The sequence below is a fragment of the Bradyrhizobium sp. BWA-3-5 genome (assembly GCF_032917985.1).
Taxonomy (GTDB): domain Bacteria; phylum Pseudomonadota; class Alphaproteobacteria; order Rhizobiales; family Xanthobacteraceae; genus Bradyrhizobium.
Genome location: NZ_CP136626.1, coordinates 1,745,492 through 1,767,687 on the forward strand (window position 1 = coordinate 1,745,492; position 22,196 = coordinate 1,767,687).

Below are 22,196 nucleotides of genomic sequence, written 5' to 3' on the forward strand. Positions count from 1 at the left end.
GCTTGACCGGGCGATCCAGTACGCCGCGGCACCTCGGCTTTGCTCAGGCGTCTCTGGAATACTGGATCCCCGCCGGAGCCTGTCATCGGGCGGCGCAGAGCGCCGACCCGTTGGCGGGGATGACGAGCACGCGAGAGGATCGAGAAACCAAAATGTTTGACCTCGCCGAGCTCGAACGTGCGCATGGGATCGTGGGGCAGGCGGTGCCGGCGACGCCGGTGCATGCCTGGCCGCTGCTGGCGGAGCGACTTGGCACGACGGTCATTGTCAAGCATGAGAACCATACGCCGATCGGCGCGTTCAAGGTGCGCGGGGGGCTGATCTATCTTGACCGCCTAAAGCGCGCGCGGACGAATATTCCGGGCATCATTTCGGCAACGCGTGGCAATCACGGTCAGAGCCTTGCCTTCGCCGCCGGCCGTCTCGGCGTTCGCGCGGTCATCTATGTGCCGAGGGGAAATTCGGTGGAGAAGAACCGCGCCATGCGCGCGTTCGGCGCCGAGCTGGTCGAGCATGGCGAGGATTTTCAGGCAGCGGCCGAGGAAGCCCAGCGCCGCGCCCAGTTCGACGGGCTGCACATGGTGCCGTCGTTCCATCCTGATCTCGTGCTCGGGGTTGCGACCTACGCGCTGGAATTGTTGCGCGCCGCGCCCGACCTCGACGTACTCTATGTGCCGATCGGGCAGGGCTCGGGCATCTGCGGCTGCATCATGGCGCGCGACCTGCTCGGCCGGAAAACCGAGATCGTCGGCGTGCAGTCGACCGAGGCGCCGTCCTACGCGCTGTCGTTCGCGGCCGGCACCGTCGTGACGACCGAGACCAGCAACACGCTGGCCGACGGCATGGCGACCCGCGTTCCCGTCGCCGAGGCGCTCAGCATCATCCGCAAGGGCGCTTCCCGCATCGTGCAGGTCACGGACGACGAGGTCGCCGCAGCCGTGCGCGCCTACTGGACCGATACGCATAATCTCGCCGAGGGCGCCGGCGCCGCCGCGCTCGCCGCGGCCCTGCAGGAAAAGGCAAAACTCGCCGGCAAGCGCGTCGGCCTGATCCTGTCGGGCGGCAATATCGATTTCGATCTGTTTCGCAGATGGGTGATGCCGGCCGCGGCCGCCGAAAGGATCGCGGTGTGAGCATGGCTCGCTGTACGCCACAAATACTGCTGTCATCGTCCGGCTTGACCGGACGATCCAGTACGCTGCGGCCTCGCGATCAATCGCAGGCGCCGGCGGTTACTGGATGCCCGCCTGCGCGGGCATGACAATGGAGAATGACAAGGGGATATCAATGAACCAGCCCGCATCCGCCTACTTCCTGGAAGACCGTCACGATCCCAACGAGACGCACACGCTGTCGGTGCTGGTGCAGAACGAGCCCGGCGTGCTTGCCCGCGTGATCGGCCTGTTTTCGGGCCGCGGCTACAACATCGACAGTCTCACCGTTTCCGAGACCGAGAGCCAGAAGCATCTGTCCCGCATCACCATCGTCACGACAGGCACGCCGATGGTGATCGAGCAGATCAAGCACCAGCTCGACCGCATGATCCCGGTCTACCGCGTCGTCGACATGACGATCACGGGACGTTCGATCGAGCGGGAACTGGCGATGGTGAAGGTGCGCGGCCGTGGCGACAGCCGGGTCGAGGCGCTGCGGCTGGCGGATGCGTTCCGCGCCCGCGTCATTGATGCCACCACCGAGAGTTTTGTGTTCGAGATCACAGGCAATTCATCGAAAATCAGTCAATTCATTGACCTGATGCGCCCGCTCGGCCTCGTCGAGGTGTCGCGCACCGGGGTGGCGGCGATCGGGCGCGGGCCCGAGGGGATGTGAACCATGCTGGCGAGGGACTGGTACTACACGCAACGGCGGCGGCTTGGCCTCGATTCCGCGGTCGCCTCGATCTACGACCGGCATGACGATAACGACGAGCGGGCGCGCGCCGCGCTCAGCATGCTCGGCGTCAAGCCGGGCTGGCGGATCGCCGATATCGGCTGCGGCAACGGTGTACTGGCCTGCGAGGCGGCGCTGATGGGCGCCGAGGTCGACGCGATCGACATTTCGCCGGCGATGCTCGGGCTCGCCAACATCTACGCGCGCGACCGCAAGGCGGCGATCCGCACCCAGCCCGCGGGGCTGCTCAGCTTCGCCTACCAGCCGAATTCCTATGACCTGATCGTCAGCGAGTTCACGCTGCATCATCTGCCCGACTTCTGGAAGGCGGTGGCGCTGGCGCGGATCTTTGCCGCGCTGAAGCCCGGCGCCAACTTCTACCTGCGTGACATCGTGTTCGTCAGCATGCCCGACGGCGTCGAGCGCGACATCGAGCAATGGGCCGAGTTCACCATCAAGAACCACGATTTCGCGCGTGAGGGCGTTGTCGCCCACATGCGCGACGAATACTCGACCTTCGGCTGGGTGATCGAGCGCATGCTGACCGATATCGGTTTTACGCTGGAATCGGTCGATTACCACGCGCCGCTCCACGGCACTTATCTCCTGCGCAAACCGAAGCCGGATCAGCAGAGCTAAGAACAACCAGCAGAGCCACAAACCAACAGAGCCAACAATGAAACCGGCCGATGTCTGCATCGCCGTCCTAGTGGCGGTGATCTGGGGGCTTGCCTTTGTTGCGAGCCGGATCGCGCTCAACGAGTTTTCGCCGGAACTGATGACGACGCTGCGCTTTGCCATCGCCGCGCTGCCCTGCCTGTTCGTGGCGCGGCCCAAGGTTTCCTGGATGGTGCTGATGTCGATCAGCTTCACGCTGTTTCTCGGCCAGTTTCTGGCGCAGGCCTTTGCCATCGCGCATGGTGTGCCTGTCGGGCTTTCCAGCGTGATCGTGCAGAGCCAGGCGCTGTTCACCATTGCCTTTGCCGCGCTGTTGTTCCGCGAGCGGCCGGGCATGTGGCAGGCCGTCGGCATTGCGATCGCGACCTCGGGGCTGCTGATGATCTGCGGCACCCTCGGCTATGATTTCAGCGTCAGTGCCTTTGCGATCCTAATGATCTCGCCGCTCAGCTTCGCGGCCGGCAACCTGCTGTTGCGGCGCGCGCAGAGCGTGCCGATGTTCGACCTGTTCGCGTGGCTTTGCCTCGTCGCCGCGGTTCCGCTGTTCATGCTGACGCTGGTCACGAATGGCCCGCGGCCGACCTGGCACGCGCTGACCCATATGTCGCCGACGGGCCTGTTGTGCATGATCGGCCTCGGCAGCGTCTCCACCAGCATCGCCTACTGGCTGTGGGGCAGGCTGCTCCGTGATTATCCGGCGGCGCAGGTGGTGCCGTTTGCGCTGCTGGTGCCGTTCGTCGGCTCCGCGGCATCCAGCATCGTGTTTGGCGAGACGTTCGGGCCGCTCCGGCTGGCTGGTATGGTCACCGTCGTCGGCGGCATCGCCGTGATGCTGCTGTCGAAGCGCCCCAAATCCCTGGAAGATACCAAGGCTTCAGAAGAACAAGTTCTGCCAAAGATCGCATGAGGCCCCTATGTCGCAATCGCTGTTGATCGCCTTCGTGATGTTCGCCACCGTGATGTTCTTCACGCCGGGACCGAACAACATCATGTTGCTGTCCTCGGGGCTTACCTACGGCTTCCGGCCGACGATCCCGCACATCATGGGGATCACGGTTGGATTCGCTTTCATGATCGGCGCGGTCGGACTCGGGCTCGGCACCATCTTCATCGCCTATCCGGTGCTGCAGACCATCTTGAAATATGCCGGTGCGGCCTACCTGATCTATCTGGCCTGGGCGATTGCAATGTCCGAGCCGCCGTCGGCGGAGGAGGACAAGAGCCGCGGCCGGCCGATGACGTTCTGGGGCGCGGCCATGTTCCAGTGGGTCAACGCCAAGGGCTGGGTCATGGTGATTGGCACTATCACCGCCTACGCCGCCATCGCGGTCTATCCTTGGAACATCGTGATCCAGGTCGGCCTCAGCCTGATCCTGGGCATCCTGTCCTGCACCGCCTGGGCCCTGTTCGGCACCTCGCTGCGGCCGGTCCTGACCTCGCCCCGGGCGATCCGGGTCTTCAACGTCGTCATGGCGGTATTGCTGCTGGCCTCACTCTATCCGGTCTTCATGGACGCATGATGCCGCACCGGGCCATGCAGAAACGGGTTTCCTTTGAAGCGGAAAATGCTCTAGACAACGCCGGAAATTCGCGGGCGACCGGCGGTTCACCCACCCAAATGCCTGATTAACCGGCCGATTTTGGCCATCCATTAAGGAAACGACCCATGCGTGTTTATTACGATCGTGACGCCGACCTGAACCTGATCAAGGGCAAGAAGGTCGCCATCGTCGGCTACGGCAGCCAGGGCCATGCCCATGCGCTGAACCTGAAAGACTCCGGCGTCAAGGAAGTGGCCATCGCGCTGCGCAACGGTTCGGCCTCGGCCAAGAAAGCGGAAGCCGCCGGCTTCAAGGTGCTGGAAGTCGCTGAAGCTGCCAAATGGGCCGACCTCGTGATGATGCTGACCCCCGACGAATTGCAGGGCGACATCTACCGCGACCACCTGCACGACAACATGAAGAAGGGCGCGGCGCTGGTGTTCGCCCACGGCCTCAACGTCCACTTCAACCTGCTCGACCCGCGCGCCGATCTCGACGTCTTGATGATCGCCCCGAAGGGCCCCGGCCACACCGTGCGCTCGGAATACCAGCGCGGTGGCGGCGTGCCCTGCCTGATCGCGATCGCCAAGGACGTCTCGGGCAACGCCCATGACCTCGGCCTGTCCTACGCCTCGGCGATCGGCGGTGGCCGCGCCGGCATCATCGAGACCACTTTCAAAGAGGAATGCGAGACCGACCTGTTCGGCGAGCAGGTGGTGCTCTGCGGCGGCCTGGTCGAACTGATCAAGGGCGGCTACGAGACCCTGGTCGAAGCTGGCTACGCCCCCGAGATGGCCTATTTCGAGTGCCTGCACGAGGTGAAGCTGATCGTCGACCTGATCTATGAAGGCGGCATCGCCAACATGAACTACTCGATCTCCAACACCGCCGAGTTCGGCGAGTACGTCACCGGTCCGCGCATCGTCACCGACGAGACCAAGAAGGAGATGCGCAAGGTGCTGAACGACATCCAGTCCGGCAAGTTCGCCCGCGACTGGATGCTCGAGAACAAGGTCAACCAGACCTCGTTCAAGGCGACCCGCGCCAAGCTCGCCCAGCACCCGATCGAGGAAGTCGGTGCCAAGCTCCGCGACATGATGCCGTGGATCAAGAAGGGCGCGCTGGTCGACAAGAGCAAGAACTGAGTGTCAGACGATCGTGTGGGGTGGGCAACGCGTAAGCGTGCCCACCATGCATGTTGACCAAGCGCGAAGATGGTGCGCACGACGCTGACGCGCCTTTGCCCACCCTACGGCACTGGTACTTAAACACCAAATTTTAAGCCTTGCTCGGCATTGTCAGGCGAGATCGCGCAAGCGGTCTCGCCGTTTCTTTGAAGCATTTGATGCTCAAGCACATTCTTCAGGCCGCCGCACCAAGCGCGTCCGCTGAGCCCGAAACGAAGAACTGACGCATCACGCATATTCTTCGCGCGAAGCAATTCAACAATCACATTACCGATCGAAAGCTCAGCATTTACCGTGTCAAAGCTCGGTTGCTTAATGTGCATTCTCTTTCGTGGAACGAAACCTATGCTCGCTGTATGGCAGGAGCATCGTCCCGAACATCTCATGTGCTGGATCAGCGAGCCCGCCTTGATCCCGGGCCGCTCGTGAACGATACGCGTTCCGCGGTCGGAACGCACAATAGTCTCCAGCCCAGCATGGCTTTTATTTGGTGGTGTCTCAGTTTGAATTCTTGGGGCGGTAGTTTTGAGGGAAATGCTCAACGGCGCCACCAATTTGAACCCAGTCATGTTTCGATTGCTCAAAAACCGATATGACGGGAGCCGGATATTTTGGATTTGCCATCGCGCCAACTGCAACGCCGATCAGCGCAGGCAAATTACTGACTTTCCAATAGACCGTTGAACCGCACTCTGGACAAAAATAATTATGCATTTCCCCGCCGCTTGCGGCGGCGTGCGTGAACTCTTTTGAGGTTCCTGAGATGGCGACCACCTCAGCGGGGTAATAAGCGCCTACGCCGAACGGCGCGCCGGTCCGGCGTTGGCAGTCGATGCAGTGACAAGCAACAACGATCTTGGAAGGTTCTTCCGGAAGCGAAAGCGTGACTGCTCCGCAGTTGCACCTTGCGTAGCCCATCGAAAAAATCTCCAGCGTCTTTCGGAGCTTACCGCAAAAGCACGGCTTGGTGCTACCGCGGCGAAGGCTGCGCGCCCGGTTGATAAGGTCTTGAAGATGATCGAGGCGGCTCACCCGGTCCCGGCCGTTCGCGGTCCCTGCAAGAAGCGCGTTGCCGATGAATTCCAAGCCGAGATGCCACCGTTTATTTGGCGGGGAGATCGACGCCGCGAAGCGTCACGATCGCCACCGCGCATGGCTTCTCGACGCCATCGGCGACCGATGCCACCTCGACATGCGCCACGCCGATCGTGCTGCCGACCTGAATCGCGCGGGCGCGGGCGATCAGCCTGTCGCCTTTCGCCGGGGCGAGGAAACTGACGTTGAGGTTCACGGTTACTGCGAACCGGCCTGATGGCATCGCCGTCGTGACCGCCCCGCCGCCGGCATGGTCCGCTAACCCGGCGATGACCCCGCCATGGAAGAAGCCGTTGATCTGCAGGAGATTGTCGTTCCTGGCGAGCGACATCACGACATGACCTGCTTCCGCGCTCTCGACCCTGGTGCCGACGCTGCTGGTATAGCCGGGCGCTCGGGTCACCCGTTCGACCAGGGCGCGGATCGCATCCGGCGTCATCGGCTGTTTCGGCTGGTCCATCGCATCCTCCCGGCAGTTTGCGCGGGCGCATGCTCGGACCGGGCGGAGACTTAGGCAATCTCGATTGCTCCGATATCGAGCCATAGGTATCCTCTATGGATGGACTTCAAGCAGATCAGGTACTTCGTTGCTGTCGCCGAAGCGGGCAGCTTCAGCGAAGGCGCGCGCCGGGCGTTCGTCACCCAGCCGACGCTGTCGGCCGCGATCGCCGCCCTCGAGGCCGAACTCGGCTTTACCTTGCTGGAGCGCCATGCGCGCGGGGTGCGGCTCACCCCGAAGGGCGAAGAGGTGCTGGAGACCTCGCGGTCGATCCTGCGCGAGGCTGAGCGGCTCAAGGCGGCGTCCGGCGGCAAGCCGCCGGGCCGGCCGCTGCGGCTTGGCATCCTGCCGACGATCGCGCCCGGCTTCGTCGCCCAATGTATCGCTCGGCTGCGCGCGCTGGAGCCCGGACGCTCCTGGCGCACCGAGGATGCGCCGCTCGCCAAGCTGCGGGAGCGGCTCACGAGCGGCCGCTACGACGTCATCCTGACCGCGCTGGCCCCGGCGGCCCGCGGCCATCGGCAACGGGAGCTGGGCGCCGACTGGCAGGCGCTGGCGGTTTCCGTGCGCACCTTTCCCCGCGGGCCGGTCTCGCCGGAGATACTGGCGGGCCAGCCTTTGATCGTGCGGGTGCATTGCGAGCAGTTGCAGTCGGCCTCGCGCATTCTTGACGCGTGGAAGGTGCGGCCCCGCGTGGTCGCGCAGACCGACAGCGATGCGCGGGCGCTCGCGATGGTGGCGGCCGGTCTCGGCTTCTGCCTGATGCCGGACAGCTTTGAACATCCCGAAGTCCGGATGCTCCGCCCGGAGGGCGTCGAGCTAACGCGGCGGCTCGGCTTTGAATGGGTCAGAGGCGGCGGAGACGGCTGGCTCGATCGTGCGCTGGAGGATCTGTGATCGGCTGACGCCACCGGTCGTGAGAGTTCGCCCAAAAGCGCATGGCCGGGACGAGCCCGGCCATGATTGGAGGTGGTGACCGGCCGGACGCTAGTGCGTCCGGATAATCGGTTCCTTCTCGATCTTGTTGTGCAACTGCCAGAAGCGGACGGTGCGCTGCGCCGTCTCCATCGACAGCTTGCGATAGTCCCGTTCCGCGATCTCCAGTATCTGCGCATTGGCCGGATGCTTCGGCCGGTTGCGCAGGATCGACTCGACGGTCGGCCAGTTCAGGCGCGCCGACCGGCAGGGAATGAGGAGAAGGTCGGCGCGGGGGCCGTCCATCAGCTTGGCGGTCATTTCGACCGGCATCTCGTTGAGCACCGCCAGCGCGACGGTCACCTCGTCGAACTTGTTGGTCTCAGCGAACTTGTAGACCGCCGCATCGTCCAGCTCGTTCAGTCCCTTCATCAGCTTCACCAGCTCCTCGGCGACGCCGAAGCTGCGGGTCGGCTGCGGTGTCTCGCGGGCGATCTCGCTCAGGACCCGCTTGATCTCTTCCTGGACCGCGGGCGGCGCGATGGCCAGGAGCCGCGTGCGAACCGTATCCTTGGCGCGGCGCAGCAGATCGATCATGAATTTTTGCGGGAAATCGGCGCGCAGGCCGAGAATTTCTACCAGTTCGTCATCCGAGCCGGCGCGGGCGACGATGGTGGAATAGCCCTGGTCGGAAAACTGCGCGCCGGCATTGTTGGCGAGCTTTCGGATCACCGCGCCTTCGCCGCGATCGACGATGACGTCGGTTACGGCGGCGGGCAGGCTGGCCCGGCCGGAAATCGCGAGCAGGTGATCCTGTCCCTTGCTGCTGGCGATCTCGACCAGCACCTCGGTTCCGAGCCGGCTGGAATGGGCCAGCACGTTGCCGGCGACCTCGATCTCGTCGTCCCAGGCTAGATGCTGGATCACCTCGAACGGAGCGTAGTCGAGCGGCGCCAGCCGCTTGGAGAGCTCGGCCTTCGCCCGCGTCTCGACGCGCGCGATCAGAAGGCAGAGCACGTCGTCGAAGACCTTGACCTGGTCGTCGCTCAGACGTTCTCCGTCATGGAGAAAGAGATCGGTAACCTGCCGCAGGGTTTCCACCCGCTTGGCGGATGAACCGCCTCTGACGGCATCTTCGAGCTCGGCAATAATCGAGTGCGCCGGCTGTTGCACCATTGTGGGCAGCCTTGTTGGTTGTTGAAGGGTTCGCGCGCACAATGACGAGCCGAGCCTTACACCCGCGTTAAAACTCGAAACCCGGTGGAACTACAGTGAGGCTGCATTCGAAGAGAGCGATTGCTTCGCGGCGGACGCCGGCCACGCAAAGGGATAAACTACGCCGCGGATTGCATACAGTACGTTCCGAATTGCTTTACTAACGCTGTGGACGCGTATTCGGCGATTTCGTGGGATAAATCGTCGATGTTGCAGCCAATTGGCCATCCGCCGACACTTTCGGTATCTCCGTGTGGCTGCTATCCTCACCAAATCGTTGCCGGGAAAAATCGATTGGCAACGTGCCGAACAAGGCGACATCAACGCTGGCCGCGCCGGCCGCAGGAAGTTCGGGCAATCCAACGCTTAAGCATTCCTTCACGACGAACTTCATTAAACCTCTGACAAGGCATTTTGAGCATGAGATCAGTCGTCATCACCGGCGCGTCCACCGGAATCGGCTGGGCCTGCGCGAAGCTGCTGCTGGACCGCGGCTTCCGCGTGTTCGGCAGCGTGCGCAAGCAGACCGACGCTGACCGCCTCAAGGGCGAGTTCGGGGCCAACTTCACGCCGCTGATCTTCGATGTGACCGACGACGCGGCGGTGCTGGCCACCGCGCGCGAAGTCCGTTCCGCACTCAATAGCGAAACGCTGGCCGGTCTCGTCAACAATGCCGGCATCGCGGTCTCCGGCCCGGTCCTGGAGCTCGCTGCCGACGAATTCCGTCGCCAGATGGAAGTCAATTTCATCGGGCCGATCATTGCAACCCGGGCCTTCGGGCCGCTGCTCGGCGCCGATCCGTCCCTGAAAGGGCCGAAGGGGCGGATCGTGATGATGTCGTCGGTCGCCGGCAAGAACGGCAATCCGATCACCGCGCCCTATTCGGCTTCCAAGCACGCGCTCGAGGGATTGTCCGAGAGCCTGCGCCGCGAGCTGATGCTGTTCGGGATCGACGTCATCATCATCGCTCCCGGTGCGGTGAAGACGCCGATCTGGGACAAGGCCGAGGAAGTCGACATCTCGACTTACAAGAACTCGCCGTATTTGCCGATGCTGGAGAGAATCCGCACTTTCATGCTGAACCTCGGCGCCACCGGATTGCCGCCCGAGGCGATCGCCGAGAAGGTGTTCGGGGCCCTGACGCTGCCGAAGCCCAAGGTGCGCTACGTGATCGCACCCGATCCCGTGCAGGTGTTCATGGCCGGCGTGCTGCCCAAGCGCATGCTCGACAGGATCATCGCCAAGCGTCTCGGGCTGACGCCGCCGGCGTGAGAAGGCATCGGCGAGCAGTGACGGCGGGAAAGACCAGGGCGGAATTGACCGCGCTTGCCGAGACGGCGCTGCGCAGCGAGCCGGGCTGCGAAACCGCCTCCGTCCCCGCTGTGCGCGAACTTCCCAACATCAGCGCTGGCCGGAATTGGGAAATCCCCAACGTGGTGCTCGGCGATAGCCTGATCAGCGACGTCGACCGTGCCGTCATGTCGGTGCACCGCCGGCTCGGGCGGAAGTATCATCTGGTCGCGGGCGACTAGCTCTATCCCACCCGCGCCGGCGCCCGCGCGCGCGGCACCATCGCGATCATCCGCAGCGCGAACACGGCGATCAGCGGAACGAGGAACAGCGCGTAGAGCGGCATGTCCGGGATGCGCTTGCCGAACGACACCATGAACTGGAATAGCAGGTAGTAACCGCCGATCAGATGCAGCCGCCGCCAGGCGCGGACGCCGATTGCTACTGCGGTGCGGTCGAACGACGTCGCGGTCAGCGCGATGATGAAGGCATAGCCGATGCCGCCGAAGATGTAGGAGGCGAGCGAGGTCGCCGCCGCATAGGCTTCGGGATCCATCACGGCGAAGGCCAGGATGGCGGCTGCGTGGATGGCGTGCGAGGCGGCAAAACTGACGCCGAGATAGCGGCGGTTGCGACGCAGCCAGCGCGTTCCGGCGTTGGGCCATACCAGGACCATCGCGGCAGCGGCAAATGCGAGGCAGAACAGGACCAGCGAAGTCCGCGCGGTGAAACGGATCACCATGCGCACGCCCTCGACCTCGAAGCCGCGCATGCCGGCGATCCAGATGCTCAAGCCCAGCAGCGTCAGCGCGAGGAGGGCGAACAGCCGCCAGCCTTCGAACCATTTTTGATGTGTCATGTGTCTTCCCCCGATGTCTCTGCCGTCATTGCGAGGAGCGAAGCGACAAAGCAATCCATCTATCTCCGTGCGGAGAGGTGGATTGCTTCGCTGCGCCCAACAATGACGCGGATGATGTCGTGCGAATGTAATCACCAGTTACATACCCGTCATCGACCAGGTCAATCTGTGTAATCAGTGCTTACATTCACAAGCCGGTGATGCTATGGACGGCCCATGCGCCGCCCCGCCAAATCGTCCGCCGCGAAATCCGCCGTCCGCCCGCGCCGTCCGGCATCCCGTGCACCGGCGCAAAAGCCCTATCACCATGGCGACCTCCGGCGCGTCCTGATCGAGGCCGCGCTGCAACTGGTTTCCGAGGGCGGGATGGATGCGGTCAGCGTCCGCGAGGCCGCCCGTCGCGCCGGGGTATCGCCGGGGGCGCCGTTCCGGCATTTTCCGAGCCGCGACGCCTTGATCCAGGCGGTGGCTGAGGAGGCGCAGCGCCGGTTCCGCGCCGAGATCGAGACGGCGCTGGCCGCCGCGCCACCCGGTGACCCCCTCGGCCGCTTTCGCTGCCTCGGGCTCGCTTATTTGCGCTGGGCGATGCGCAACCCGACCCATTTCGAGATCATTTCCAGCCGCCGCCTGTTCGATCATGACCGCGCGGACGCCATCTCATGCGACAATGCCGAGCTGATCGCGCTGACCGAGCGGACGCTGGCGGACGCCTTTGCCGCCGGGCAGCTTCACGTCCCCGACCTCAAGCAGGTCCAGATTGCCGGACGGGCGCTGGTCTACGGCTTTGCCCGGATGAACATCGACGGCCATTTCCCGCGCTGGGGGGTGGCGGCCGGCGAGGCCGAGCGAACCGCCGAGGCGGTGCTCGATCTCTTCATCGCGGGGATTGCGAAGCGGATGTGATGGCTCCGTCATTCCGGGGCGCGAAGCGAACCCGGAATCTCGAGATTCCAAGGGGCGCAAGGGGCGCCCCGTAGTTCGATGCGTTCGCATCGCTCCGGAATGACAGCAGCCCCTTAGCTGTCGCCGCCCCGTATTCACCACGGCGCCGTCCACAGGAGGCAAATTCATTGCGCGTTCATGACGATTCCACTACGTTTTTGTGACGCGGCACAGGTTCCGGCTGGGTCGTGCGTCTCCTGGTACGTCGCCAGCCAAGGCTTTGCATTGCGCCGGGTCATGTTGCGTTGTTTCCCATGGCGCCCGCGCCAAATCCTGGGCCGTCCGCTACCACCCTCGTCGCCGGGCTGGCCGCGATCGGTTTCTGGCGGCTTTCGGCCGTTGCTGCACCGCACATGGCGGCGCTGGCGATCCTCCTGCACACCGAGACCGATTTCGGCGGCCGCATGGGGTTTGCCCTGGCCTGGAGCGTCCTGAACTTCTTCTTTATCGCGCTGCTCCGCCGCCCGGCGCTGTCGGGTGCGCTGTCGCTGACGCTGGTCGTGGCGCTGGTGCTGCTGTCGCAGCTCAAGCACGACGTCGTGCAGATGACCGCGAACTTCGTCGACCTGATGATGATCGACCGCGACACCGCGGCCTATCTGTTCACGATCTTCCCGAATTTGCGCTGGAACGTGGTCGGCGCCGCGCTCGTCATCCTGCCGCTGATGTATGCGCTGTGGTGGCTCGATCCGCTCCGCATCCGTCGGCTGCCGGCGGTGGCCGGCCTGCTCGCTGGTCTCGCCGCGCTCGCCGGTCACTCCATCGTCTGGCCCGATGAAGCCTGGCGCGGCTATTACGACGACGGCTATCTCTCGAAATTCGCCCGCTCGGGGGTTACCGCGGTATCCGACTTCGTCAATTACGGTTTCATGGAATCGGAAGCGGTCACCGCCGAACGGCTCAAGGTGCCGCTGGAGGATTCCTGCCACGTCGCCGGCCGCCGTCCGCACATCATCATGATCCATGACGAGTCGAGCTTCGACATCCGTCAGGCCGGCGGCGTCAAGGTGCCGCAGGGTTACGGCAGCCACTTCAAGTCGTTTGACGGCCGCGAGCGCAAGTTCATGGCCGAGAGCTCAGGCGGCGCCAGCTGGATGGCCGAGTACAACGTGCTCGCCGGCCTGTCGTCGCGCTCGTTCGGCCGCTTCTCCTATTTCGTCACCCGCATCGCGTCGGGCAGGGTGGAGCGCGGGTTGCCGCTGGCGCTGCGCCGCTGCGGCTACAGCACCATCTCGCTCTATCCGGCCTACGGCGCCTTCATGAGCGCGCGAGGCTTCCAGACCTCGACCGGTATCCAGCATTTCTATGATGCGCGCGCGCTCGGCGCCAAGGGCATCGAGCCGGACAGCTTCTTCTACGACAAGGCGGTCAATTTGATTGCCGAGCAGCCGGCCAATACGCCGCTGTTCACCTTCGTCTATCTCGCCGCCAACCATTTCCCCTGGGAAACCAGGTTCCGCCCGGACCTGCTGCCGTCCTGGCGCATGCCCGGCAACGAGCCGGTGGTCGATGAATATCTGCGCCGCCAGACGATGAGCGCCGGCGACTATGCGGCGTTCGTCGCCAGCCTGAAGAAGAAGTTTCCGGCGCAGCCGTTCCTGATCGTCCGCTACGGCGATCACCAGCCGGAATTCTCATCCAACCTGCTGGATCCCGGCCTCGACGAAGCCAGGCTCGCCCGCAAGTTCAACACCTATGATCCGCGCTACTTCACCACCTACTACGCGATCGACGCGATTAATTTTCAGCCGGTGAAGAGTCCCGCCGTGATGGACACGATCGACGCACCCTATCTGCCGCTGGTGGTGCAGGAAGCGGCCGGCATTCCGCTCGATCCGTCGTTTGAGGAGCAAAAGAACATCATGCTCCGTTGTAAGGGTGTATTCTACGCCTGCAACGATGGCGCGGAGGCGCGCCGGTTCAACCGCTTATTGATCGAGGCAGGTTTCATCAAAGGACTTTAGGACGTTCGGACATGTCGGCCGTTGCGGGACCCGGAATGAACGAAAGCAGCCGCGCAAACACGCGCGGCATCCGGTTCTTTGTCCTCGCCGGCCTCGTTATTGCCGTTCATCTCGCGGGGCTGGCGGTCCTGCTCACCACCGAATACGGCCCGTTCGCGATCGCGCTGTCGCTATTGGCGTGGGCCTTCGTGAACTGCTTCCTGCTCGTCGTGCTGCAGCGGCCCGGCGTCTGCGCCGCGCTGGCGCTTGGCTTCATCGTGGTGCTGATCGAACTATCGCGCTTCAAGTTTGGCATCCTGCAACTCACGCTGACGTTCCTCGATTTCCTGATCATCGACCGCGACACCTTCTCATTCATGCTCTCGGTGTTCCCAAGCCTGCAGACGCAATTGGTGGTGGCGGGGCTCATTGCAGTTCCGCTGCTCTGGGCGCTGTGGCGCTTCGATCCGTTCCGTGTGCGGCGCTCGCTGGCGCTATCGGGCCTTGCCGGTGCAACGGCGTTGATATCGGTCATGGCGGTGGCCTCGCCGGAGCAACCCTGGGAGCCGTTCCAGGGCGTCAACCACATTTCCAACCTGGCGCGCTCCGGCGTGGTAGCCGTATCGCGGCTGGCGTCGACCGGCTGGATCGAGGCTGATCCGCCGGCGGATCGCCCGCTGCTGACGCGAGAAGCGCATGCCGCCCACTCATCGGCGCTGGTCGCCGCCGACGCCTGCGACACGGCGACCAAGCGGCCGCATATCATCCTGCTGCTCGACGAATCGAGCTTCGACGTCACCGCGGCGCCAGGCATCAAGGTGCCGGCGGACTACACGGATTTCTTCAAATCGGCCGACGGCAAGCGGCGGACCATGATCGCGGAATCGACGGGTGGTCCGACCTGGTACACCGAGTTCAACGTGCTGACCGGCCTGTCGGCGCGCTCGTTCGGTGATCTGAAGTTTTACGTCACGCGCATCGCCGCCGGCCGCGTCACGCGCGGTCTGCCGCAGGCCCTGCAGCGCTGCGGCTACAAGACCGTCTCGCTCTATCCGACCTATGGCGATTTCCTCAGCGCCCGCGCCTTCCAGAAGGGCGCCGGCGTCGAGCGCTTCATCGACATGGCCGAGATGGGCGTGAGCGAGGATATGCAGCCCGACAGCTTCTATTACGACCAGGCACTGAAGGCGTTCGCGCGCGAGCAGGCGTCACAGGCGCCGGTGTTCATGTTCGTCTATCTCACGGCCAACCATTTTCCCTGGACCGACGTCTACCGGCCCGATCTGACGCCATCAGGGTGGACGCCGCCCGGCAACACCGCCGAGGTCGACGAGTACATCCGTCGCCAGACCATGACGGCGAACGACTATCGTGAATTCACCGAACGGCTAAAGCGCGACTATCCGGATGAATCCTTCCTCGTCGTCCGCTTCGGCGATCACCAGCCGGCGATCTCGCAAAAGCTGCTCGAGCCCGGCATTGAGCGGGCGAAGCTGGCCAGGCGCCTGATGAGTGCGGACCCGCGCTATTATTCGACCTACTACGCGATTGACGGCATCAATTATTCGCCGGCGAATCTGTCATCGGCGCTCGAGAGCCTCGATGCCGCCTACCTGCCGCTCGTGCTGCAGGAAGCCGCCGGCCTCCCGCTCGATCCGTCGTTCAAGGAGCAGAAGAGCATCATGCTCCGCTGCAAGGGCGCATTCTACGCCTGCAAGAAGGGCGCGGAGGCGCGGAGGTTCAACCGCATGCTGATCGACGCGGGCATGATCAACGGGCTTTGAAGGCGCTCTATCTCCGTCATTGCGAGCGAAGCGAAGCAATCCATCGCGCCGCAAGCGGAGAGATGGATTGCTTCGTCGCTATCGCTCCGCTATGACGGGGATGGATCGCGGCAGACAACGGCCTTCTACTTCCTCCCCACCTTCTCCCACAGCCACTGTGCCACTGCGTCCGGCGAGCTCGCCGCGTCATTGCCGGCGGCGCGCAAATTCGCTTCGCGCATCGTGGCGATGTCGATCTTGCCCACGAGCGGCGCCAGCGCCTTGCGCAAGGCCTCATCACCCGCGCGTTTGGGCGCCAGCAGCATGATCGCGTCATAGGGCGGGATTGCGCGCTTGGGGTCGCCGAGCGCAACCAGATCGTATTTCGCGATCAGGCCATCGCTGGTGTAGCCGGCGATGACGTCAACCTCGCCGGAGGCGGCCGCGGCATACATGAAGTCCGGCTGCATCTGCCGTTGGGCGCGGAACGACAACCCGTAGGCCCGGCGCAGCGCGGTCCATTCCGGCCGCGAGAAGAATTCATAGTCGCCGGCGATCGACAGGGTGGCGGCGCGCGCGGCGAGGTCGGCGACGGTGCGGATGCCAAGCTGCTCGGCGCGCTTTCTCGGCATCACCAGCGCATAGGCGTTCTCGAAGCCGAGTTCGCCCAGCAGCGTGATATTCTGCTTCGCCAGCATCGTCTTCAGCTCGGCCAGGATCTCCTGGCGCGGCTTGATATCGCTGCGGTGAAACTGGTTGGCCCACAGCGTGCCGGAATAATCGATGTAGACGTCGATATCGTTTGACGCCAAGGCCTCGAAGATCACGTTGGAGCCGAGGCCCTCGCGCGTCGTGGCGGAAAGGCCTGCCGCTTTCAGTCGCTGCGCCATCAGGGCCGACAGCACATATTGCTCGGTAAAGGTCTTGGCGCCGATGATGTAGCTCGTCTGCGGCCGCACCATGTTGGGCGCGAGCGTGGCCACCACCAGCGCCGCGATGCCGGCGCCGCCGAGCGCCGCGCGAAAACGGCGGCGGCTTCGCAGCCCGCTCTCGATCAGCGCCAGCAGTTGATCGACCAGTAGCGCCAGCACCGCGGCGGCAAGGCAGCCGAACAGCACGAACACCCAGTTCTGGGTTTGCAGGCCGGCAAAAATGTAATTGCCGAGGCTGGTCTGGCCGATCGGCGTCGACAGCGTCGCGGTGCCGATCACCCAGACCGCCGCGGTACGGATGCCCGCCATCATTACCGGCAGTGCCAGCGGCAGCTCCACCGTGAACAGTGATTGCCGCGGCGTCATGCCGACGCCCTGCGCCGCTTCCAGGACCGCGGCGTCGACGCCTTGCAAGCCGGTAATCGTATTGCGCAGCACCGGCAGCATCGAATACAGCGCCAGCGCAAGCACCGCCGGCAGAAATCCGAACGCGGAAAAACTGAACCCGAACCACGTCAGCGACAGCGCCGCGAGCGCCAGCAGCAGCGGATAGAACAGCGCAAGCAGCGCCAGTCCCGGCACGGTCTGCACGATGCTGGCGAGCCCGAGCAGCGCCCCGCGCAGCACCGCCCGGTGGCGCGACAGAATTGCCAGCGGCAGGCTGACGAGCAGCCCCAGCGCCAGCGCGGCAACGCTGACGCGGACATGACTGCCGAGATAATCGGGCAGGTGGCCCAGCGCCTCGCCCCAGCGTGGATCGGTGAAGATGCTCATGCCGCACCGTCCCGCGGCAGCAATGTACTGAGCCGCTCGGCCTGCCGGCGCGGCGTGCGCAGTAGCTCGCCGACATAGGCATCGTCGCTCTCGGAGAGCGTCGACGACGTGCCCTGCGCCAGCAGCTTTCCGCCTTGCATCACCGCAATGCGGTCGGCCAGCAAAATCGCCTCCGTCATGTCATGGGTGATCATCACTGTGGTCAGGCCGAGCTTCCTGTGCAGCTCGCGAAAATCCTCACCCAGCGCGTCGCGGGTCAAGGGATCGAGCGCGCCGAATGGCTCGTCCATCAGCACGATGCGCGGATTTGCGGCGAGCGCCCGCGCCACGCCGACGCGTTGGCGCTGGCCGCCGGAAAGTTCATGCGGCAGGCGGTCGCGGTATTGCGCCCGGTCGAGCCTGACGAGGTCGAGCAGTTCCTCCACGCGCGTGGCGATCTCGGCAGGCGGGGTTCCCGTCAGCTTCGGCGTGATGCCGATATTGCCTGATACGGTGAGATGCGGAAACAGCCCGCCGCTCTGAAAGACATAGCCGATCCGCCGGCGTAGCAGGATCGGATCGACATTGCGCACGTCCTCGCCCTCGACCGTGATGGTGCCGCTATCCGCCTCGATCAGGCGGTTGGCGAGCCGCAATAGCGTGGTCTTGCCCGAGCCCGAGCCGCCGACAATGGCGAGGAATTCGCCCTCGGCGACCTCGAGCGACACGTTGTCGACGGCGAGGACACGGCCGCCATCAAAAGTCTTGCTGACATCGCGATAGCTGATCAGGGGAGGGCTCATGCGATCTCGACTCTTCACCGTCTCCTGGAGGGGAGGGTGGACTCACCACCTACCACGTCAGGACGCCGCGTTGAACTTCTCCTCCTGACCCGCTAAGGCATCCCTCCAAAGATTTGGGGAGAAACATGGCAGATACCGCACAGCCGACAGCGGTTGCGCTTGGCGATGCGACGGTGGCGTTCCGCGTGGCCGGCGACCGCGTCTATACGGCCGTGGAAAAGGCCAACCTGTCCGTCGCCCATGGCGAGTTCGTCGCCATCGTGGGGCCGACGGGCTGCGGGAAATCGACGCTGCTGAACGTCGCGGCGGGGCTTTTGAAGCCTGCGGCAGGTTCGGTGAAGATTTTCGACCAGCCGCTCACCGGCCTGAACCGCGAAGCCGGCTACCTGTTCCAGGCGGACGCGCTGTTTCCCTGGAAGACCGCGATCGACAACGTCGCGATCGGGCTCGAGATCAAGGGCGCGCCGCGCGGCGAGGCGCTGCAGCGCGCGCAGGGCTGGCTCACCTCGGTCGGCCTCGGCGCCTTCGCAGGTCGCTATCCGCACATGCTGTCCGGCGGCCAGCGCAAGCGCGTCGCCTTGGCGCAGGTGCTGATCCGTGATCCGAAGATACTTTTGATGGACGAGCCGTTCGGCCCGCTCGATGCCCAGACCCGGCAGATCATGGGCAATTTGCTGCTCGAACTGTGGAATGCCGACCGCAAGGCGGTGCTATTCGTCACCCACGACCTCGAGGAGGCGATCGCGCTCGCCGACCGTGTCGTGATCATGTCGGCCGGCCCCTCGGCCCGCATCATCGGCGACTGGCGGGTGACGCTGCCGCGGCCGCGCGACATTTCGGAAGTTCGCATGGAAAAAGAGTTTCACGAACTGCACCGGGAGATCTGGAGCGTGCTGAAGGACGAGGTGATGAAGGGCTACGTGCAATCGACGCAGGCGGGAGTAGCGGTTTGATGTTTTCAGTCCCGCGTCGTCCCGGCCTTGTGCGCAATTTGCGCACTTGGCGCCGGGACCCATACTCCGTGTCCTATCGTTTTGACGACGGGGCAGAGACCTTCTGCAACAATGAACATCCGCGGCTATGGGTCCCGGCCTTCGCCGGGAGGACAGGGGGTAGTTATCGATGATGTCGCGCCCGGTCCTCCTTCTTCTGCAGCTGCTGGTCGCCGTCATCGCGCTGGGGCTGTGGCAATTCTTCGCGACCGTAGAGGTGTTCGGAAAAATGCTGCTGCCGCCATTCTTCTTTTCCACGCCGGTCGATGTCTTCAGCCAAATTGTAAAATGGTTTTCGTCGGGCGTGATCTGGAAGCACCTTTTCATCACGCTCTGGGAATCCATCCTCGCTTTCGTGATCGGCTCGATCGGCGGCGTCCTCGTCGGCTTCTGGTTTGCGCGCAAGCCGCTCGTCGCCGCGGTGTTCGATCCTTACGTGAAGATGATCAACGCGCTGCCGCGCGTGGTACTGGCGCCGATCTTCGCGCTGTGGCTCGGGCTCGGTATCTGGTCCAAGGTCGCGCTCGGCGTGACGCTGGTGTTCTTCATCGTGTTCTTCAACGTCTACCAGGGCGTCAAGGAAGTCTCGAATACCGTGCTCGACAACGGCCGCATGCTTGGCATGAACGAACGGCAGTTGATGCGGCATGTCTACTGGCCCTCGGCGCTGTCCTGGATGTTTTCTTCGCTGCACACCTCGGTCGGCTTTGCGGTGGTCGGCGCGGTCGTCGGCGAATATCTGGGGTCGGCCGCCGGCCTCGGCTACCTGATCCAGCAGGCCGAAGGCGTCTTCGACGTCGCCGGCGTATTCGCCGGCATGTTCGTGCTGTCCGCCTTCGTCATCCTGATCGACATGGGCGTGACGCTGGTGGAGCGCCGGCTGTTGGTTTGGCGGCCGGCGGCGGCGGAGGGCAGGGGGTAGATTTGGAAGGCCTCATTCCGGGGCTCGCGCAGCGAGAACTATGCGCCCCTTGGGAATCTCGAGATCCCCGAGGTCGCAATTGCGCCCCTGAGGTCTGGTGCTCGCGATCTTCTCGGAATGACGCTGCAGCTTCTCAAGCCTCAGGCGTTGCTCTATCTTGCGGACCAACAAATGGAGGAACCCATGAAGAAACTGTTCGGCCTGATGGCCGCATCCCTGCTGGCGCTGACGTTGACGCCGGGATTTGCCGCGGCGCAAAGCAAGGTCACCATCGCGGTCGGCGGTGGCTCGTGCCTGTGTTATCTGCCGACGGTGCTGGCGAAACAGCTGGGCGAATATGAAAAGGCCGGCGTGGCCGTCGAACTGGTCGACCTCAAGGGCGGCTCGGATGCGCTCAAGGCCGTACTCGGCGGTAGCGCCGATGTGGTGTCCGGCTATTTCGACCACTGCGTCAACCTTGCCGCCAAGAAACAGGAGCTGCAGTCCTTCGTGATCTATGACCGCTATCCCGGCCTCGTGCTGGTGGTCTCGCCGTCAAATACATCCGAGATCAAGTCGGTCAAGGACCTCGCCGGCAAGAAGGTCGGCGTCAGCGCACCGGGCTCCTCGACCGATTTCTTCCTCAAGTATCTGCTCAAGAAGAACGGCCTCGATCCGACCAGCGCCGCCGTGATAGGCGTCGGTCTTGGTGCGACCGCTGTCGCGGCGATGCAGCAGGGACAGATCGACGCCGCCGTAATGCTCGATCCGGCCGTCACGGTGCTGCAGGGCAGCCATCCGGACCTGAAGATCCTGGCCGATACCCGCAGCCAGAAGGACACGCTGGCCCTGTTCGGCGGCGAATATCCGGGCGGCGCCCTCTACACCACCACGGCCTGGATCAAGTCGCACGAGAAGGAAGTGCAAGCGCTGACCAATGCGATCGTCAACACGCTCGCCTGGATCCATTCGCACTCGCCGGAAGACATCATGGCGAAGATGCCCGATGAAATCGTCGGCAAGAACAAGGAGCAATATCTCGCCGCGCTGAAGAACACGATCCCGATGTTTTCGGAAACCGGCAAGATGGACCCCAAGGGCGCCGAAGCGGTGCTCGCCGTGTTCAGCGAGGGCTCACCCGAAGTCGCCAAGGCCAATATCGACGTGACCAAGACCTGGACCAACAAGTATGTCGAGCAGGCCAAGACCACCGGCAGCAGTTCGAAGTGATGTCCGGTTAGTCTTCAGGCGATAGCGAACGGCGTGATGCGATGAGTAGTGCGAAGCCTTTGGTGATTCATCGCATCAGCGCGCTCGATCTCGCCGTCGAAACGTGGCCTTGGCCGTTCGCCGAAGCGCGGCGCGCGGAGATCGACGTGCATTTCGCGGGGAAGCAGCGCCAAAAGCCGGCGACGTGGAACGGCCGCGTCCTGCTCGGCCGCAATCCGGTGTTTTCGGGCAATCGTCTCAGCGCCGGCTATTTCGAGACTGACTTCGCCAGCTTTCTGGCCTGGCGCGACTGGGGCTTTCCCGATCCCGGCGTGTTCAACGGCTTCGGTATGGGCGCCCTCCGCTGCGCCGACGGTGCCTTCGTGCTCGGCGAGATGGCCGGGCACACCTCCAATGCCGGCCGCATCTATTTTCCGTCCGGAACGCCCGACCTCAACGACATCAGGGATGGTGCGGTCGATATTCCCGGCAGCGTCACGCGCGAGCTGGAGGAGGAGACTGGGCTTCTGCCTGGCGAATATGAAACCGATCCGCATTGGCACTGCATCTATACCGGACCAGCGCTGGCGATGATCCGGCTGCTGCATATTGGGCTGCCGGGTGAAGCCGTGCGCGATCGGATCGAGCGCAATCTTGCGGCGCAGGATCAGCCTGAACTATGTGCCATCCACCTCGTCCGCAGCACGCGCGATCTCACCGGCGCGATGCCGCGTTTCGTTGCGGCGTTTCTCGAAGCGCAGTTTGCCGCCTGAAACGGGCCCGGCTATC

Annotated in this window: 24 protein-coding genes; 16 read left to right on the forward strand and 8 right to left on the reverse strand. The window is 63.9% G+C overall.

Features of this window, described 5'->3' with window-relative positions:
• The first annotated feature begins 152 nt into the window (after positions 1-152).
• From RX331_RS08450 to ilvC, 6 genes are all read left to right on the forward strand, one after another.
• Positions 153-1,133 (forward strand): threonine dehydratase, encoded by a 981-nt coding sequence (locus RX331_RS08450; protein WP_317256141.1) that lies wholly within the window; start codon positions 153-155, stop codon positions 1,131-1,133.
• A 154-nt stretch (positions 1,134-1,287) separates the two neighbouring features.
• Positions 1,288-1,830, forward strand: coding sequence for an acetolactate synthase small subunit (gene ilvN, locus RX331_RS08455; protein WP_065731106.1), 543 nt, complete (start codon positions 1,288-1,290; stop codon positions 1,828-1,830).
• A 3-nt stretch (positions 1,831-1,833) separates the two neighbouring features.
• Positions 1,834-2,529 carry a class I SAM-dependent methyltransferase gene (locus RX331_RS08460; protein ID WP_317256142.1) on the forward strand — a complete coding sequence of 232 codons (696 nt, stop codon included), beginning with the start codon at positions 1,834-1,836 and terminating at the stop codon, positions 2,527-2,529.
• 37 nt (positions 2,530-2,566) lie between these two features.
• Positions 2,567-3,475, forward strand: coding sequence for an EamA family transporter (locus tag RX331_RS08465; protein ID WP_317256143.1), 909 nt, complete (start codon positions 2,567-2,569; stop codon positions 3,473-3,475).
• Between the two features lie 7 nt (positions 3,476-3,482).
• Positions 3,483-4,088: a LysE family translocator gene (locus RX331_RS08470; protein ID WP_317256144.1), complete on the forward strand. Its 606-nt coding sequence runs from the start codon at positions 3,483-3,485 to the stop codon at positions 4,086-4,088.
• A gap of 146 nt (positions 4,089-4,234) precedes the next feature.
• The gene (ilvC, locus tag RX331_RS08475) at positions 4,235-5,254 is read left to right on the forward strand and encodes a ketol-acid reductoisomerase (RefSeq protein ID WP_317256145.1); all 1,020 of its coding nucleotides are present in this window, start codon (positions 4,235-4,237) and stop codon (positions 5,252-5,254) included.
• A 119-nt stretch (positions 5,255-5,373) separates the two neighbouring features.
• Here the strand turns inward: ilvC and RX331_RS08480 are convergent, their stop codons facing one another.
• The 3 genes from RX331_RS08480 to RX331_RS08490 all read right to left on the reverse strand — a co-directional run bounded on the left by RX331_RS08480 (position 5,374) and on the right by RX331_RS08490 (position 6,851).
• Positions 5,374-5,619 (reverse strand): hypothetical protein, encoded by a 246-nt coding sequence (locus RX331_RS08480; RefSeq protein WP_317256146.1) that lies wholly within the window; start codon positions 5,617-5,619, stop codon positions 5,374-5,376.
• A 175-nt stretch (positions 5,620-5,794) separates the two neighbouring features.
• Positions 5,795-6,214, reverse strand: coding sequence for a GFA family protein (locus RX331_RS08485; protein ID WP_317258061.1), 420 nt, complete (start codon positions 6,212-6,214; stop codon positions 5,795-5,797).
• 184 nt (positions 6,215-6,398) lie between these two features.
• Positions 6,399-6,851 carry a PaaI family thioesterase gene (locus tag RX331_RS08490; protein ID WP_317256147.1) on the reverse strand — a complete coding sequence of 151 codons (453 nt, stop codon included), beginning with the start codon at positions 6,849-6,851 and terminating at the stop codon, positions 6,399-6,401.
• Positions 6,852-6,950: 99 nt separating this feature from the next.
• On the opposite strand from RX331_RS08490, the gene RX331_RS08495 reads away from it, so the two are divergent.
• Positions 6,951-7,787 (forward strand): LysR family transcriptional regulator, encoded by an 837-nt coding sequence (locus RX331_RS08495; RefSeq protein ID WP_317256148.1) that lies wholly within the window; start codon positions 6,951-6,953, stop codon positions 7,785-7,787.
• 90 nt (positions 7,788-7,877) lie between these two features.
• On the opposite strand, the gene RX331_RS08500 is transcribed toward RX331_RS08495, so the two are convergent.
• Positions 7,878-8,981, reverse strand: a complete 1,104-nt coding sequence (locus RX331_RS08500; protein WP_317256149.1) for a DUF2336 domain-containing protein — start codon at positions 8,979-8,981, stop codon at positions 7,878-7,880.
• Between the two features lie 199 nt (positions 8,982-9,180).
• On the reverse strand, positions 9,181-9,414 hold the full coding sequence (locus tag RX331_RS08505) for a hypothetical protein (RefSeq protein WP_317256150.1): 234 nt from the start codon (positions 9,412-9,414) through the stop codon (positions 9,181-9,183).
• A gap of 26 nt (positions 9,415-9,440) precedes the next feature.
• On the opposite strand from RX331_RS08505, the gene RX331_RS08510 reads away from it, so the two are divergent.
• On the forward strand, positions 9,441-10,292 hold the full coding sequence (locus RX331_RS08510; RefSeq protein ID WP_317256151.1) for an SDR family oxidoreductase: 852 nt from the start codon (positions 9,441-9,443) through the stop codon (positions 10,290-10,292).
• Between the two features lie 17 nt (positions 10,293-10,309).
• On the forward strand, positions 10,310-10,552 hold the full coding sequence (locus RX331_RS08515) for a hypothetical protein (RefSeq protein WP_317256152.1): 243 nt from the start codon (positions 10,310-10,312) through the stop codon (positions 10,550-10,552).
• A gap of 2 nt (positions 10,553-10,554) precedes the next feature.
• On the opposite strand, the gene RX331_RS08520 is transcribed toward RX331_RS08515, so the two are convergent.
• Positions 10,555-11,169, reverse strand: coding sequence for a hypothetical protein (locus tag RX331_RS08520; protein ID WP_317256153.1), 615 nt, complete (start codon positions 11,167-11,169; stop codon positions 10,555-10,557).
• A gap of 216 nt (positions 11,170-11,385) precedes the next feature.
• Here RX331_RS08520 and RX331_RS08525 point away from each other — a divergent pair, with 216 nt between their 5' ends.
• The 3 genes from RX331_RS08525 (at position 11,386) to RX331_RS08535 (ending at position 15,838) form a co-directional block, all read left to right on the forward strand.
• Positions 11,386-12,072, forward strand: a complete 687-nt coding sequence (locus RX331_RS08525; RefSeq protein ID WP_317256154.1) for a TetR/AcrR family transcriptional regulator — start codon at positions 11,386-11,388, stop codon at positions 12,070-12,072.
• A gap of 293 nt (positions 12,073-12,365) precedes the next feature.
• A complete protein-coding gene (locus RX331_RS08530; protein WP_317256155.1) occupies positions 12,366-14,075 on the forward strand; it encodes a sulfatase-like hydrolase/transferase in 1,710 nt (569 codons plus the stop codon).
• Positions 14,076-14,110: 35 nt separating this feature from the next.
• A complete protein-coding gene (locus tag RX331_RS08535; RefSeq protein ID WP_317256156.1) occupies positions 14,111-15,838 on the forward strand; it encodes a sulfatase-like hydrolase/transferase in 1,728 nt (575 codons plus the stop codon).
• 125 nt (positions 15,839-15,963) lie between these two features.
• Here RX331_RS08535 and RX331_RS08540 read toward each other — a convergent pair whose 3' ends face one another.
• Together RX331_RS08540 and RX331_RS08545 are read right to left on the reverse strand one after the other, a co-directional pair.
• Positions 15,964-17,523 carry an ABC transporter permease/substrate-binding protein gene (locus RX331_RS08540; protein WP_317256157.1) on the reverse strand — a complete coding sequence of 520 codons (1,560 nt, stop codon included), beginning with the start codon at positions 17,521-17,523 and terminating at the stop codon, positions 15,964-15,966.
• Positions 17,520-18,305 carry an ATP-binding cassette domain-containing protein gene (locus tag RX331_RS08545; RefSeq protein ID WP_317256158.1) on the reverse strand — a complete coding sequence of 262 codons (786 nt, stop codon included), beginning with the start codon at positions 18,303-18,305 and terminating at the stop codon, positions 17,520-17,522. Before RX331_RS08545 ends, RX331_RS08540 begins: the two co-directional genes overlap by 4 nt.
• Positions 18,306-18,430: 125 nt before the next feature.
• Here RX331_RS08545 and RX331_RS08550 point away from each other — a divergent pair, with 125 nt between their 5' ends.
• From RX331_RS08550 to RX331_RS08565, 4 genes are all read left to right on the forward strand, one after another.
• The gene (locus tag RX331_RS08550) at positions 18,431-19,258 is read left to right on the forward strand and encodes an ABC transporter ATP-binding protein (protein ID WP_317256159.1); all 828 of its coding nucleotides are present in this window, start codon (positions 18,431-18,433) and stop codon (positions 19,256-19,258) included.
• Positions 19,259-19,430: 172 nt separating this feature from the next.
• On the forward strand, positions 19,431-20,219 hold the full coding sequence (locus RX331_RS08555) for an ABC transporter permease (protein ID WP_317258062.1): 789 nt from the start codon (positions 19,431-19,433) through the stop codon (positions 20,217-20,219).
• A 183-nt stretch (positions 20,220-20,402) separates the two neighbouring features.
• Positions 20,403-21,428 carry an ABC transporter substrate-binding protein gene (locus tag RX331_RS08560; protein WP_317256160.1) on the forward strand — a complete coding sequence of 342 codons (1,026 nt, stop codon included), beginning with the start codon at positions 20,403-20,405 and terminating at the stop codon, positions 21,426-21,428.
• A gap of 41 nt (positions 21,429-21,469) precedes the next feature.
• A complete protein-coding gene (locus RX331_RS08565; protein WP_317256161.1) occupies positions 21,470-22,180 on the forward strand; it encodes an NUDIX hydrolase in 711 nt (236 codons plus the stop codon).
• The last annotated feature ends 16 nt before the right edge of the window (positions 22,181-22,196 follow it).

Coding starts and splice junctions, on each gene's coding strand:
- RX331_RS08450 (WP_317256141.1), top strand. CDS start 153: ATGTTTGACCTCGCCGAGCTCGAACGTGCGCATGGGATCGTGGGGCAG.
- RX331_RS08540 (WP_317256157.1), bottom strand. CDS start 17,523: ATGAGCATCTTCACCGATCCACGCTGGGGCGAGGCGCTGGGCCACCTG.
- RX331_RS08550 (WP_317256159.1), top strand. CDS start 18,431: ATGGCAGATACCGCACAGCCGACAGCGGTTGCGCTTGGCGATGCGACG.
- RX331_RS08505 (WP_317256150.1), bottom strand. CDS start 9,414: ATGAAGTTCGTCGTGAAGGAATGCTTAAGCGTTGGATTGCCCGAACTT.
- RX331_RS08555 (WP_317258062.1), top strand. CDS start 19,431: ATGTCGCGCCCGGTCCTCCTTCTTCTGCAGCTGCTGGTCGCCGTCATC.
- RX331_RS08490 (WP_317256147.1), bottom strand. CDS start 6,851: ATGGACCAGCCGAAACAGCCGATGACGCCGGATGCGATCCGCGCCCTG.
- RX331_RS08495 (WP_317256148.1), top strand. CDS start 6,951: ATGGACTTCAAGCAGATCAGGTACTTCGTTGCTGTCGCCGAAGCGGGC.
- ilvC (WP_317256145.1), top strand. CDS start 4,235: ATGCGTGTTTATTACGATCGTGACGCCGACCTGAACCTGATCAAGGGC.
- RX331_RS08530 (WP_317256155.1), top strand. CDS start 12,366: ATGGCGCCCGCGCCAAATCCTGGGCCGTCCGCTACCACCCTCGTCGCC.
- RX331_RS08525 (WP_317256154.1), top strand. CDS start 11,386: ATGCGCCGCCCCGCCAAATCGTCCGCCGCGAAATCCGCCGTCCGCCCG.
- RX331_RS08480 (WP_317256146.1), bottom strand. CDS start 5,619: ATGCACATTAAGCAACCGAGCTTTGACACGGTAAATGCTGAGCTTTCG.
- RX331_RS08520 (WP_317256153.1), bottom strand. CDS start 11,169: ATGACACATCAAAAATGGTTCGAAGGCTGGCGGCTGTTCGCCCTCCTC.
- RX331_RS08545 (WP_317256158.1), bottom strand. CDS start 18,305: ATGAGCCCTCCCCTGATCAGCTATCGCGATGTCAGCAAGACTTTTGAT.
- RX331_RS08560 (WP_317256160.1), top strand. CDS start 20,403: ATGAAGAAACTGTTCGGCCTGATGGCCGCATCCCTGCTGGCGCTGACG.
- RX331_RS08510 (WP_317256151.1), top strand. CDS start 9,441: ATGAGATCAGTCGTCATCACCGGCGCGTCCACCGGAATCGGCTGGGCC.
- RX331_RS08565 (WP_317256161.1), top strand. CDS start 21,470: ATGAGTAGTGCGAAGCCTTTGGTGATTCATCGCATCAGCGCGCTCGAT.
- RX331_RS08485 (WP_317258061.1), bottom strand. CDS start 6,214: ATGGGCTACGCAAGGTGCAACTGCGGAGCAGTCACGCTTTCGCTTCCG.
- RX331_RS08470 (WP_317256144.1), top strand. CDS start 3,483: ATGTCGCAATCGCTGTTGATCGCCTTCGTGATGTTCGCCACCGTGATG.
- RX331_RS08460 (WP_317256142.1), top strand. CDS start 1,834: ATGCTGGCGAGGGACTGGTACTACACGCAACGGCGGCGGCTTGGCCTC.
- RX331_RS08465 (WP_317256143.1), top strand. CDS start 2,567: ATGAAACCGGCCGATGTCTGCATCGCCGTCCTAGTGGCGGTGATCTGG.
- RX331_RS08535 (WP_317256156.1), top strand. CDS start 14,111: ATGAACGAAAGCAGCCGCGCAAACACGCGCGGCATCCGGTTCTTTGTC.
- ilvN (WP_065731106.1), top strand. CDS start 1,288: ATGAACCAGCCCGCATCCGCCTACTTCCTGGAAGACCGTCACGATCCC.
- RX331_RS08500 (WP_317256149.1), bottom strand. CDS start 8,981: ATGGTGCAACAGCCGGCGCACTCGATTATTGCCGAGCTCGAAGATGCC.